Annotated in this window: 15 protein-coding genes; 5 read left to right on the top strand and 10 right to left on the bottom strand. The window is 72.1% G+C overall.

Going from position 1 to position 12,023, the window contains the following annotated elements; all coding sequences use genetic code 11:
- Nucleotides 1–42 precede the first annotated feature (42 nt).
- Nucleotides 43–675 (bottom strand): MBL fold metallo-hydrolase, encoded by a 633-nt coding sequence (locus tag ACZLMO_RS12640; protein ID WP_463653953.1) that lies wholly within the window; start codon nucleotides 673–675, stop codon nucleotides 43–45.
- A complete protein-coding gene (locus ACZLMO_RS12645; protein ID WP_425714257.1) occupies nucleotides 672–1,793 on the bottom strand; it encodes an S-(hydroxymethyl)mycothiol dehydrogenase in 1,122 nt (373 codons plus the stop codon). The genes ACZLMO_RS12640 and ACZLMO_RS12645 overlap by 4 nt, the downstream gene beginning before the upstream one ends.
- A gap of 137 nt (nucleotides 1,794–1,930) precedes the next feature.
- On the opposite strand from ACZLMO_RS12645, the gene ACZLMO_RS12650 reads away from it, so the two are divergent.
- A complete protein-coding gene (locus ACZLMO_RS12650) occupies nucleotides 1,931–2,560 on the top strand; it encodes a hypothetical protein (RefSeq protein WP_425714258.1) in 630 nt (209 codons plus the stop codon).
- A 16-nt stretch (nucleotides 2,561–2,576) separates the two neighbouring features.
- Here ACZLMO_RS12650 and ACZLMO_RS12655 read toward each other — a convergent pair whose 3' ends face one another.
- From ACZLMO_RS12655 to pgm, 8 genes are all read right to left on the bottom strand, one after another.
- Complete coding sequence (locus ACZLMO_RS12655; protein ID WP_425714259.1) at nucleotides 2,577–2,873, bottom strand: addiction module antidote protein; 297 nt, start codon at nucleotides 2,871–2,873, stop codon at nucleotides 2,577–2,579.
- Entirely contained in the window at nucleotides 2,863–3,180 is a 318-nt protein-coding gene (locus ACZLMO_RS12660; protein WP_425714260.1) for a type II toxin-antitoxin system RelE/ParE family toxin, read from the bottom strand. The genes ACZLMO_RS12655 and ACZLMO_RS12660 overlap by 11 nt, the downstream gene beginning before the upstream one ends.
- 83 nt (nucleotides 3,181–3,263) lie before the next feature.
- Nucleotides 3,264–4,475 (bottom strand): L-2-hydroxyglutarate oxidase, encoded by a 1,212-nt coding sequence (gene lhgO, locus ACZLMO_RS12665; RefSeq protein ID WP_425714261.1) that lies wholly within the window; start codon nucleotides 4,473–4,475, stop codon nucleotides 3,264–3,266.
- Between the two features lie 5 nt (nucleotides 4,476–4,480).
- Entirely contained in the window at nucleotides 4,481–4,966 is a 486-nt protein-coding gene (locus tag ACZLMO_RS12670) for a DUF1801 domain-containing protein (protein ID WP_425714262.1), read from the bottom strand.
- A complete protein-coding gene (locus ACZLMO_RS12675) occupies nucleotides 4,963–6,138 on the bottom strand; it encodes an App1 family protein (protein WP_425714263.1) in 1,176 nt (391 codons plus the stop codon). The genes ACZLMO_RS12670 and ACZLMO_RS12675 overlap by 4 nt, the downstream gene beginning before the upstream one ends.
- 41 nt (nucleotides 6,139–6,179) lie before the next feature.
- A complete protein-coding gene (locus ACZLMO_RS12680; protein WP_425714264.1) occupies nucleotides 6,180–6,392 on the bottom strand; it encodes a TOBE domain-containing protein in 213 nt (70 codons plus the stop codon).
- A gap of 98 nt (nucleotides 6,393–6,490) precedes the next feature.
- Complete coding sequence (locus tag ACZLMO_RS12685; protein ID WP_425714265.1) at nucleotides 6,491–6,733, bottom strand: DUF6458 family protein; 243 nt, start codon at nucleotides 6,731–6,733, stop codon at nucleotides 6,491–6,493.
- A gap of 91 nt (nucleotides 6,734–6,824) precedes the next feature.
- Entirely contained in the window at nucleotides 6,825–8,507 is a 1,683-nt protein-coding gene (gene pgm / locus ACZLMO_RS12690) for a phosphoglucomutase (alpha-D-glucose-1,6-bisphosphate-dependent) (protein ID WP_463653954.1), read from the bottom strand.
- Between the two features lie 489 nt (nucleotides 8,508–8,996).
- Here pgm and ACZLMO_RS12695 point away from each other — a divergent pair, with 489 nt between their 5' ends.
- From ACZLMO_RS12695 to ACZLMO_RS12710, 4 genes are all read left to right on the top strand, one after another.
- Nucleotides 8,997–9,683, top strand: coding sequence for a hypothetical protein (locus ACZLMO_RS12695; RefSeq protein WP_463653955.1), 687 nt, complete (start codon nucleotides 8,997–8,999; stop codon nucleotides 9,681–9,683).
- 97 nt (nucleotides 9,684–9,780) lie between these two features.
- Nucleotides 9,781–10,584: a hypothetical protein gene (locus tag ACZLMO_RS12700; RefSeq protein ID WP_463653956.1), complete on the top strand. Its 804-nt coding sequence runs from the start codon at nucleotides 9,781–9,783 to the stop codon at nucleotides 10,582–10,584.
- Between the two features lie 86 nt (nucleotides 10,585–10,670).
- Nucleotides 10,671–11,018, top strand: coding sequence for a rhodanese-like domain-containing protein (locus ACZLMO_RS12705; RefSeq protein ID WP_425714271.1), 348 nt, complete (start codon nucleotides 10,671–10,673; stop codon nucleotides 11,016–11,018).
- A gap of 65 nt (nucleotides 11,019–11,083) precedes the next feature.
- Nucleotides 11,084–11,959: a DUF5926 family protein gene (locus ACZLMO_RS12710; RefSeq protein WP_463653957.1), complete on the top strand. Its 876-nt coding sequence runs from the start codon at nucleotides 11,084–11,086 to the stop codon at nucleotides 11,957–11,959.
- Nucleotides 11,960–12,023 lie beyond the last annotated feature (64 nt).

The following is a 12,023-nucleotide window of genomic DNA, read 5'->3' on the forward strand; positions in this document are numbered from 1 at the left end:
TGCGCAGCCCGCCCCGGCGTCACGCCGCCGACGACCACACCGTCAGTGCCCGCGGGCGATCCACTCGTCCAGGTGCGGGGCCTCGGCGTCGATCGTCGTCGTGCCCCCGTGTCCGGTGAGCACCCGGGTCTCGCCCGGGAGCGTGAGGAGCCGGTCCCGGATCGACCCGATGATCGTCGGGAAGTCCGAGAAGCTGCGACCCGTCGCACCCGGGCCGCCCTGGAAGAGGGTGTCCCCGGTGAGGACCACGCCGAGATCGGGCACGTGGACGCAGCACGAGCCGGGGGAGTGGCCGGGCGTGTGGAGCACGCGGAGCACGGAGCCCCCGACCGTCAGCTCGAGCCCGTCCGCCAGCTCCCGGTCCGGCGGAAGGTCCGGGTTCGTCACGTCCCACAGCATCCGGTCGTCCGGGTGCAGGTAGGTGGGCGCCGCCGTCGCCTCGCGCAGGGCCGCGACCGCGTGCAGATGGTCGTCGTGCCCGTGGGTGAGCACGATCGCCGTCACCTTCCGGCCCGCGACCGCCGCGATCACCGGGGCGGCGTCGTGGGCGGCGTCGACGATGACGCACTCGTCCGCGTCGCCGATCACGTACACGTTGTTGTCGACGTCGAACGTCTCGCCGTCGAGGGTGAACGTCCCCGACGTCACCACCGTCTCGACCTGCAGCGCGCTCATGCCGGCACCTCCTCGTTCTCGCGACCCGTGCCCGGCAGGACGACCACCGAGCGCAGCACCGACCCGTCCACCATCTTCCCGAACGCCGCCTCGACGTCCACGATCCCGATCGTCTCCGTGACGAACGCGTCGAGGTCGAACCTGCCCTGCAGGTAGAGGTCGATGAGCATCGGGAAGTCCCGCTCCGGCAGGCAGTCGCCGTACCAGGCGGACTTCAGCGACCCGCCGCGGCCGAAGACCTCGTCCAGCGGCAGGGTGATCTCGGTGCCCGGCGACGGGACGCCGACGAGCACCACGCGGCCCGCGAGGTCCCGGGCCTCGAACGCCTGCCGGTACGTGGCAGCCACCCCCGCGGCGTCGACGACGAGGTCCGCGCCGAACCCGCCGGTGAGCTCGCGGATCCGGGCGACGACGTCCTCGCTGCCGGCGTCGATCGTGTGCGTGGCGCCGAGGTCCCGCGCCCAGGCGAGCTTCCGCTCCTGCAGGTCGACGGCGATGATCGTCGTGGCCCCCGCGAGGCGTGCGGCGGCCACGGACGCGGCTCCGACCCCGCCGCACCCGATGACGGCGACCGACTCGCCCCGGCGCAGCTCGCCCGTGTTGAGCACGGCGCCCGCCCCGGCCATGACGCCGCAGCCGACGAGGCCGGCGGCCTCGGGCCGGGCGGCCGGGTCGACCTTCGTGCACTGGCCCTGGGCCACCAGGGTCTTCTCGGCGAACGCCCCGATGCCGAGCGAGGGGGTCAGCTCCGTGCCGTCCTCGAGGGTCATCCGCGTGGTGGCGTTGTGGGTGGCGAAGCAGTAGTGCGGCTCGCCCCGGTAGCAGGCCCGGCACTCCCCGCACACGGCCCGCCAGTTGAGGACCACGTAGTCCCCGACCTCGACGTGCGTGACGCCCTCGCCGACCTGGCTCACCGTGCCCGCGGCCTCGTGGCCGAGCAGGAACGGGAAGTCGTCGGAGACGCCGCCGGCCACGTAGTGGTGGTCGGTCTGGCACACGCCGCACGCCGCGACGTCGACGACCACCTCGCCCGGACCCGGGTCCGGCACGACGATCGTCACCACCTCGACGGGCGCGTCCTTCGCGCGGGAGACGACGGCCTGGACCTTGTGCGGCATGGGGGCACCCTTCGGCAGCGCTGGCGGGAACCCGTCCAGCCTGGCCCACCGTCGTCGCGGCGGCAACGCGTGCCCACGACGACGAACGACGCGCCCGGACCTCCGTAGACTGGAGCCCCCGAGCCTGAGGTGGTCCTGTGCCCACGACCGGCGTCCAGCCAGCCGTCACGTCCGACGCCCCCGAATGGTTCGGCTCCGCCGCCCGGGGCAACGCGTCCTTCCCGCTCCTCATGGGCGTCTACGTCATCGTCTACTCGGTGTGGTGGGCCCTCGCCTGGGGATGGGTCGGCATCGTGGCCTTCGCCCTGGCGGCGGCCTACGCCGGCTGGTTCGTCGCGCGCGGCATCCGCCAGATCCGGCACGCCGCGCGCTTCCCCGCGGAACCGACCGCCGAGGACCGGCGCATCGGTCGTGCGATGGGTCTGCTCAACTCCGTCACGCACCCGATCTGGATGCTCGGCGGCGTCGTGCTCGTCCTCGTCGGCCAGGCCCGGTTCGTGCTGCCGCTCATGGTCATCGTCATCGGCGCGCACTTCCTGCCGATGGCCCGCATCCTCGGGCGCCGGATCGACTACCTGCTCGGGCCGATCGCCATCGCGTTCGGTGCGGTCGCCGTGGTCCTCGGGCTCGACGACTCGTACGGCTGGCTCGAGGTCTTCGCCGTCGCCGGTGTGGGTGGTGCGCTCTCCACCGGCGCCTACGCGGCCTACATGGCGCGGGCGTACACGCGGCTGTGCGAGCGGGCGGGGATACCTGGCCCGCGGTGACCGAGCGGGGGAGCGACTATGCGACCGCGTGGAAGGTGAGCTTGAGGCCGAGGGCGTCGGAGACCTTGAGAACGGTCGACCAGGTCGGATTGCCCTGGTCGGACAGCGCCTTGTAGAGGCCGTCACGGCTCATCCCGACACGGCGAGCAAGCTCGCTCATGTTGCCGGAACGAGCGATGACTCCCAGGGCGCGGGGTACGGCGGTGGGATCCTCGGCAGACTCCTCCAGAGCGATCTGCAGGTAGGAGGCGACGTCGTGGATGTCGTCGAGGTAGTCGGCCGGGTCGAAACGCGTGTACTTCTCAGTGCTCATGATCGTCCTCCGTCGAATGCCACTCCGAGGCGAGCTGGTGCGCCTTTGCGATGTCGCTCTGTTGTGTCGACTTGTCGCCACCGCAGAGCAGGAGCACCACACGGGTGCCGCGTTGTGCGTAATAGACCCGATAGCCCGGCCCGTAGGTCAGCCGGAGTTCCAGGACACCCCCGCCGACTGCCTTGGCATCACCAGGATTGCCGTGGGCGAGTCGGTCGATCCTCGAGAGGATCCGTAGCCGTCCCTGCCGGTCCTTCAGTTTCCGAAGCCAACGATCGAAGTCTGGGGTGCTGAGGACCTCGATCATATGTCGAGTATAGTCGACAGATCGTTCCGGCTTCAAGACCTTGCTGATCGATCAGCCTTGGCGCACGCGGGCTCCGCTCCCGCCTACCCCCACACGCGGGAGACGAGCTCCTCGCCGATCGGGATCGCCGACGTCGCGGCCGGCGAGGGGGCGTTGAGCAGGTGCACCTGGCGCGGCGTCGAGGCGATCTCGAAGTCCTCGACCAGCGACCCGTCCGGCCGCACCGCCTGCGCGCGCACGCCCGCGCGGTAGCCGACGAGGTCGGTGGAGTTGAGCGACGGGCAGTACTTCGCCACCTCGGACAGGTAGCCGTCCGGCACGAACGAGTTCCACAGCTCCTTGACGCCGGTGCGCCAGTGCTTCTGCCCCATCTTCCACAGGCCGCCGAAGCTGACGGCGTCGCGGGCGTCGTCAGCATCGAACCCGAACCGTCCGGTCTTCTCCCGCGACAGCGCGAGCACCGCGTTGGGGCCGAGGAGGATCTTCCCGTCCACGGTCGGGGTGATGTGGACGCCGAGGAACGGCAGTCCCTCGCCGGGCACGGGGTAGATGAGCCGCTCGACGAGCCCGGACCGGTGGCCGGGCAGCGTGTAGTACTCGCCCTTGAACGGCACGATCTTGATCTCCGTGGGGACGTGAGCCTTCGACGCCACGCGGTCGGCCTGCAGCCCGGCGCACGCGACGAGCCGGCGCGCCCGCACGGCCTCCCCGTGCTCGAGCGAGACGTCCACCCCGGTCTCGGACTCGGAGATCCACGCGACCTCCGAGCGCACCCGCACCTCCCCTCCGAGGTCGGTGACCTCGTCCGCCAGCGCGCGGGCGACCTCACCGAAGTCGACGACGGCGGACCGCGGCGAGTGCAGCGCCGCCAGCCCGGTCACGTTCGGCTCCATCTCGCGCAGCTCGGTGGCGTCGACCTCGCGGACCTCGATGCCGTTCTCCCGGGCGTTGGCCGCGAGGGTCGCGAGCCGCGCCTTCTCCTCGTGATCGGTGGCCACGACCAGCTTGCCGATCTCGCGCACCTCGATGCCGTGCTCGGCGCAGAACTCCTTCGTCGCCCGCTCGCCGGCCTTGCACAGCCGTGCCTTGAGCGAGCCGGGCGCGTAGTAGATCCCCGCGTGGATCACCCCGGAGTTGTTCCCGGTCTGCCCGGTCCCGACCTCCTCGGCCTTCTCGAGCACGAGCACGCGGGAGTCGGGCCGGGCACGCAGCAGCGCCCGCGCGGTCGCGAGCCCGACGATCCCACCTCCCACGACGACGACGTCGTACGTGACCTGACCTGTGGCGTCGGGCATTGTTCTTACCCCTTGATCCGTTCGTACGTCTCGATGAACGTCCGCGGCGGGGTCGCCGCGACGGTGGTGGCGAGCAGCTCGGCGTCCACCTGCTCGTCCTTCTTCAGACGCAGGCACGACTTGCCCATGTCCAGGTGCCCGGTCGAGGCGGCCCACGCCTGCCGGAACGCCTCCGCCTCCTCGGCCTGGGAGTACACGCCCATGAGGTAGACGGACACGTAGCCCTTCTGCCCCTTGAGCGCGACGTACTGGAGCGGCTGCCCGTTGTAGGTGTCCGGGTAGTCGGCCAGCGGGATCGCCCAGGTGACGAACCCGCGGTCGACGCTGCGCTCGTACCCGGCCGGCATCGCGCCGTCGACGATCCGGTAGAGCCGCTCGGCGAGCGCCCGGAAGCGCTCGGGGGCGGCGTCGATCGCGTCCGCCACGTCCGGGGGCAGGGCCCCGTCGACGGCGGGGCCGACCTCGACGTCGGGGCCGTTCGTGCCGGTCATGACGCGGGCACCTCCTCGCCGCGCTCGCGCTGCTCGCGTCGCTGCCGCTGGGCGGCCAGGACGGCGGGGAGCTCGTCCGCCAGCGCGTAGCCGTCCTTGCCGTGCACGGTGGGCACGCCGTGCTCGGTGGCGGCCGAGCGGCCGCGGATCGGCATCTCGGCGGACTCGAGCGTGCCGTGCGCGAGCACCTGCTCGGCGGGGGAGAGCTGGCGGATCCCGATCGCCCACACGTTGCGGGGGTGCTCGCGGGCCACGTCGTCGTAGATCATCGGGTCGTGCTGGCCGTCGTCGCCGACGAGCAGCCAGGAGATGTGCGGGAACGTGATCATGAGGTTCCGCAGCTGGACCCGCTTGTGCTCCTTGCCGGAACGGAACAGGCCGGTCGTCGTCGGCCCCCAGTCCGTCATGAGCATCGGTCCCACCGGCAGGCCGTGCCGGAGCATGAAGCGCTTGAGCGTGGGCACCACGTTCCATGCGCCCGTGGACAGGTAGAAGATCGGCGCGTCCGGGTGGATGTCGAGCACCTTGGCGTACAGCTCGGCCATCCCGGGCACGGCCTTGCGGGTGTTCGTGTGCCGGACGAACGAGTTCCACGCGGCCAGCGCCGCGCGCGGCAGCATCGTCACCATCACCGTGTCGTCGATGTCGGAGATGATCCCCACCCGGGTCGTCGGCGCCACCACCAGGGCGTCCGTGACCGTGGGTTCCGCGGCCTTGGCCTCCAGCGTGACCGGGTGCCACCCGGGCTCCAGACCGTGGTTGGAGACCATGACGTCGATGTAGCCGGAGCGGTCGGTGGTGGTGGCGACCTCGCGGCCGTTGACGCGGACCGTCACGGGCAGGTGGCCCACCTGCGCCGTGAAGAACTGCCGCCAGCCGCGCCGGGCCTCCTGCGCGGTCTTCGCCAGGAACTCGCCAGCGTTGTCGCTCAGCGCGGGGTAGCGCGCGGGGCGGGTGGCCTCGCCGTCGCCGTGCACGTCGACCCAGGGGTCGGACTCGGGGGTCGCGTCCGGGTCGCCCATGATGACGCGGCCCATGACGTGCAGCGACTGCACCGACCCGTAGCCGGTGAGACCGATGATCCGGGGCCGCCAGCCCCGCCGCTTGAGCATGTCGACCGAACGCTTGTTGATGCCGTCCTCGAACGCCATGCCGAGGTTCGCGAGGGACATGGGGCCAGCCTAGGTGCTGCCGGCGGGGCGGCACGCAGTGGTTACTCCTCGACGCCGACCATGACGCTCGACGCCTTGATCACCGCCACGGCCGGCGAGCCCTCGGTGAGGCCGAGCTCGTCGATCGAGCCGTTCGTGATGTCGGACGTGATGACGATGCCCGGCGCGATCTCGATCTGGACGATGCCGTTGACGGCGCCGCGCTCGACCGCGACGACGGTGCCGGGGAACTGGTTGCGTGCGGACAGCTTCATGGCCTGCTCCGTGCCTGTCGGGAATGGTGCTGGGGGTTCGGGGTCCGACGTCGGGCTCCGGCCCTCGGGCCCGGACGCGCGAGGTGACGCCGGGGTGGTCAGACGCGCGGGTCCCGGGGGTCGTGCACCTCGACGTCCGGGGGCCCCGTGCGCTCGACCCGGGTCACGTGCTTCGTGCGCCGTCGGGACACGATCTGGATGATCCCGATGATGACGGCGACGACGCCGACCCCCATGAGGATGTAGCCGACCATCGTGAGGTCGACCTCCGCGATCGAGTCCTGGACCGCGAACGACAGGATCGCTCCCGCCGCGATGAGGATGATGCCGAGGGCAGCCATGCTCGCCTCCTCGTTCGGTTCGGGACCCGTGGGCCGGGTCCTCGGAGCCCCAGGATGGCAGGTGGGCCGTGCGCGTGCGCGCCGAGAGCGGCTACGCGCCGAGGGCGTTCCCGACGACGGCGCGCGCCTCCTCCTGGACCTGCGCCAGGTGCTCCTCGCCCTTGAACGACTCGGCGTAGATCTTGTAGACGTCCTCGGTGCCGGACGGCCGCGCGGCGAACCACGCGTTCTCGGTGGTCACCTTGAGGCCGCCGATCGCCTCGCCGTTGCCGGGGGCGTCGACGAGTCGGGCCGTGATCGGCTCGCCCGCGAGCGACGTGGCGGCGACGTCGTCGGGGGAGAGCTTCTTCAGGCGGTCCTTCTGGTCCGGGGTCGCGGGCGCGTCGATGCGGGCGTAGGCGCTCGCGCCGAACCGCTCGACGAGACCGGCGTGCCGCGCGCTCGGCGAGGTCCCGGTGACGGCCGTGATCTCCGAGGCGAGCAGGGCGAGGAGGATGCCGTCCTTGTCCGTGGTCCACACGGTCCCGTCGGTGCGCAGGAACGAGGCGCCCGCGGACTCCTCGCCGCCGAACCCGACCGTGCCGTCGAGCAGGCCCGGCACGAAGTGCTTGAACCCGACCGGCACCTCGATGAGCCGGCGGCCGAGCGAGTCCGCCACGCGGTCGATGAGCGACGAGGACACGAGGGTCTTGCCGATGGCGGCCTCGGGGCGCCAGTCCGGTCGGTGCGCGAACAGGTAGTCGATCGCCACGGCGAGGAAGTGGTTGGGGTTCATCAGCCCGCCGTCGGGGGTGACGATGCCGTGCCGGTCGGCGTCGGCGTCGTTCCCGGTGGCGATGTCGTAGGGGGCCGCCTGGCCGTCCGTGGCCGACATGATCTCGCGCAGGGACGCCATCGCCGACGGCGACGAGCAGTCCATCCGGATCTTGCCGTCCCAGTCGAGCGTCATGAACCGCCAGGTCGGGTCGACCTCCGGGTTGACCACCGTGAGGTCGAGGCCGTACCGCTCGCCGATCTCGCCCCAGTACGCCACCGCGGCGCCGCCGAGCGGGTCCGCGCCGATCCGCACGCCGGCGGAGCGGATCGCGTCGAGGTCGAGGACGTTGGACAGGTCGTCGACGTAGGCGGACATGAAGTCGTGCGTGCGGGTCGACTCGAGCGCGAGCGCCTTGTCCACCGGCATCCGCTCCACCTGCCCGACGCCTGACGCCAGCAGCTCGTTCGCCCGCGCCGCGATCGCGGAGGTGGCCGCCGAGTCAGCCGGTCCGCCGTGGGGCGGGTTGTACTTGAAGCCGCCGTCGCGGGGCGGGTTGTGGCTCGGCGTGATGACGATGCCGTCCGCGAGACCGGGGCCGTCGAGGCGGAGGCCGCCCGTGGTGCCGGCGCCGTTCGCCCTCAGGATCGCGTGCGAGAGGGCCGGGGTCGGGGTGTAGCCGTCGCGGGCGTCGACGCGGAGCTCGACGCCGGCCGCGCCGAGGACCTCGACCGCCGTGGTCCACGCCGGGTCCGACAGCGCGTGCGTGTCCTTGGCCAGGTAGAGCGGGCCGTCGACGCCGGCTCCGCGGCGGTGCTCGACGATCGCCTGCGTGATCGCGACGATGTGCGCCTCGTTGAACGCCGTGTCGAGGCTCGAGCCGCGGTGGCCCGACGTCCCGAACACCACGCGCTGGGCGGGGTCCTCGGGATTCGGGGTGCGGTCGTAGTAGGCGCCGCGGACCTCGTCGACGTCGATGAGGTCGGAGGGCTGGGCGGCTGTGCCGGCGCGCGGGTCCATGAGGTGATCCTGCCAGCAGCCGCGCCGATGTTCGAGGGGGGAACGCGCCCGACGACGAACTTCCGGCGGAGCCGCCGCGTTGCCCGTGACGCCGGCTCCCCTTTCCTGGTCGAGAGTGCGGCTCAGCGGTCGAGCGTTGCGGTGGGAGTGGTCGCGAGTGCGGGTCAGCGGTCGAGCGTTGCTGTGGCAGTGGTCGAGAGTGCGGCTCAGTCGTGGGACGCGGGTCGTCGTCGAGGCGGTCCTGTCACCGCCCCGGCGACCTATCGCCGCCCCCAGTGGTTGTGTGTCGAGACAGGTACTGATCGCCGACCCCAGTCGTTGTGTGCCGACCCAGTCGACGGCGTGGGTGGGGTCGGCAGGTAGTTACTTGGCTCAGTGCACAGCTACATGGGTCGGCGCACAACTACCTGGGTCGGCGGGAACTGTCGGTCTCGGCGTGGGGGAGCGGTGCCGATGGGCAGCCGGCCCGGCGCCTGTCACTATCTGTCGGTGACCGACCCCTATGCGAACGGCCCTGCCGCCGGGCCGAACAGCTACTCCCCGGTGCCCGGCGGTGCTGTGCCCGGGCCGAACAGTTATTCCCCGGTACCCGGCGGTGCTGTGCCGGGGCCGAGCAACCAGGTCCCCCGGCCGAACGGCTACGTCCCAGGTGCGAGCGGCAACGCCTTCGCAGCCGGCCCGGGCATCAACGCCTACGGCCGACCCGACCACGGCAACCCGTACGCTGCGCCGCCGCACGGCGCGAACGACCGCGTGCGCCGCCCCGGTTGGATCACGGCCTCGGCGATCATCGTGTGGTTCTTCGCCCCGTGGACGCTGCTCGCCGGACTGTTCGCCATGTTCTTCGGGGGGATCACCCAGATGTGGGGCGCGGCCGACGGCACCGTGCCGGGTGACCTGCAGCCGGGCGCCGCGCTGACGCTGATCGGGCTCGGGATCGTCGTCGTGTCGGTCCTCGCGATCGTGCTCGGGGTGCAGCTGTGGCAGGGCAAGCAGGTCGGTCGGATCGGGCTCACCGTGATCGTGGCGGGGGCGTTGGTCTGGCTCGTCGTGCACACGTGGGGTGGCGAGGGCAGCCCGTGGCTGGGTGTGGTGCTGGGGGTGTTCGTCGTCGTCGCGATGTGGCTGCCGGCCAGCACCCGATACGTCCGCGAGCGCACGGCCCGACGCCGCTGATCCGATCGAGCTCGACCGATACGCACGGGGGAGGACTACCCGACGGTCGCTCGTCACACTTAGGTTCTCGCACCGCTGAGACTGCAACAATCGAGGCATGTCGAACAGCTACGGGCAGGACGGGTGGGGCCAGACCCCGCAGCAGGGCGACCCCTCCTGGGGCCAGAGCCAGCAGGGCGGGTACGGCGCGCAGACCCCGTACGGGCAGAGCCCCGCTGACCCGGGTGTTCCGGCGGCCCCGCAGTACGGCGCGTACGCCGACCCGGGACAGCAGGGCCAGCCGCAGTACGGCGCGTACGCCGACCCGGGGCAGCAGGGCCAGCCGCAGTACGGCGCCTACGCCCCGCATGGGCAGAACGCCCAGTTCGGCCAGCCGCAGTACGGCCAGCAGGGTGGCGCTCAGTACGGCCAGCAGGCCGGTCTCCCGACCTACCCCAACCAGGACGACAACCCCTTCGCCGCGCCGCCGGCCTACGGCATGGGCGGCCACGGCAGGCCCGTCGAGCGGCCCGGCATGCTCAAGGCCGCCTGCATCATCCTGTGGGTCATCTCGGGCCTGGCTCTCCTGGGCGGGTTCGCCTACCTCGCGCTGGACCCGTCCGACGTTGCTCCCGCGGGCACCTACATCCGGGAGGACGACCTGCGGGCCATCGGCGTCGGGGTCCTGATCGGGGCGGTGCTCTACGCCTTCCTCACGGTGCTCGTGTGGCGCGGGAGCAACGTGGGGCGGATCATCCTCACCGTGCTGCTCGGCTTGTCGACCCTGGGGGCGCTCGCGAACATCGCCAACGGCGCGGCGGCCGGGGTCGTGACCCTCCTCCTCGTCGTCCTCGTCCTTGTCTTCCTGTGGCAGAAGACCAGCAGCGAGTACATCGCCTACCGGAAGAGCACCAAGGTCTGAGGTCTGTCGTCGTCGGGCCCCTGCGCGAGCCCCGGCGCCACCCCACCCCACTGGACGGACGGCCCGCCGCCAGGGAGGCTGGAGCCATGCCCATCCCCGACGCACCTGCCGACGTGACCATCGCCGACCTCCCCGGCGAGACCATCCCCGAGGGATACACGCTCCTCGACGTCCGTGAGGACGACGAGTGGGAGGCCGGCCACGCCCCCGGCGCCGTCCACATCCCGCTCGGCGAGCTGACCGAGCGCGCCGACGAGCTCGGTGACGCCGACCTGCTCGTCATCTGCCGCACCGGCGGCCGATCCGCCCGCGCCGCGCAGTGGCTCAACCAGTCCGGGTACGACGCCTGGAACGTCGACGGCGGGATGGCCGGCTGGGCCGCCGCCGGCCGCGAGATCGTCTCCTCCGACGGATCCGTGCCCGAGATCATGTGACCGACCGCCGCGGCCCGGGCGCTCCCGGCGCCCCCAGGGCCGCGGCGCAACTAGGCTTGCGCGTCATGGGTAAGGCATCGAGGCGCCGCGCGCGCCAGCAGGAGCGTCCGACGCGGGTGCGCCCGCCGAAGGTGGAGTACGTCGAGCGTCCCTTCGAGGGGCTCGCGGCGGAGACCGACCTCGTAGCCATGCGCGAGATCGTCCCGGCGGCGACGATCCCCGTCCGCACCACGGCCGAGCACGGCGGCGCGGACGTCCTCATCGCCAGCCTGCTGCCGGACCTCGCCCCGGCGCTGCGTCGCGAGGACGGCACGATCCTCGTCGGCATGCAGACGGCGAGCAGCTCCGGCGACGCGTCCCGCGACGTCGCCCACGCGCTCCTGCGCGCCCTCGAGCTCGAGCCCGGCCAGCCGCTGCCTGTCGGCGCGCTGCCCGAGCCCGGCCCGCGCCTGCAGGACATCCTCGACCCCGCGGTCGAGCCGACCATCGACGTCCACGCCGACTTCGGCTACTGGGTCTCCGCCGACCAGCAGGACGAGGCCGAGGTGGCCCAGGCCGTCAAGGACAGCGCCGACCAGATCGTCCCCACGGTCCGCATCGACTCCGCCGGCTCCGCCTACTGGTGCCGGATGGGCCGCGAGTTCGTCCGCTGGGTCCGCCCCGAGGACCCCGAGACCGTGTTCGACGCCCTCGCCCGCCTGCACGCCGCGCGCGAGTCCGCCATCGAGGAGGGCACCCGGTTCGTCGGCGCCTTCCGCACGTGCGGACTGCTCGTCCCGGTCTGGGAGCTCGCGCCGGGCACCGAGGCCGACGACGTCGAGGGCCCCCTCGGCGAGCTCGGCGCGCGCCTCGACGCCGCCCTCGCGGTCACCGAGCCCCTGACCGCCGACGAGCGTCGCGCCCGCGCCGGACTCGTCAGCCGCCAGGTCTCCCTCCGATAGGTCGCCCTCCGGCAGGTCTCGGTTCGTCAGATCTCCCTTCGCCAGGTCTCCCTCCGTCAGGTCT

The organism is Georgenia sp. G2120 (assembly GCF_055326485.1).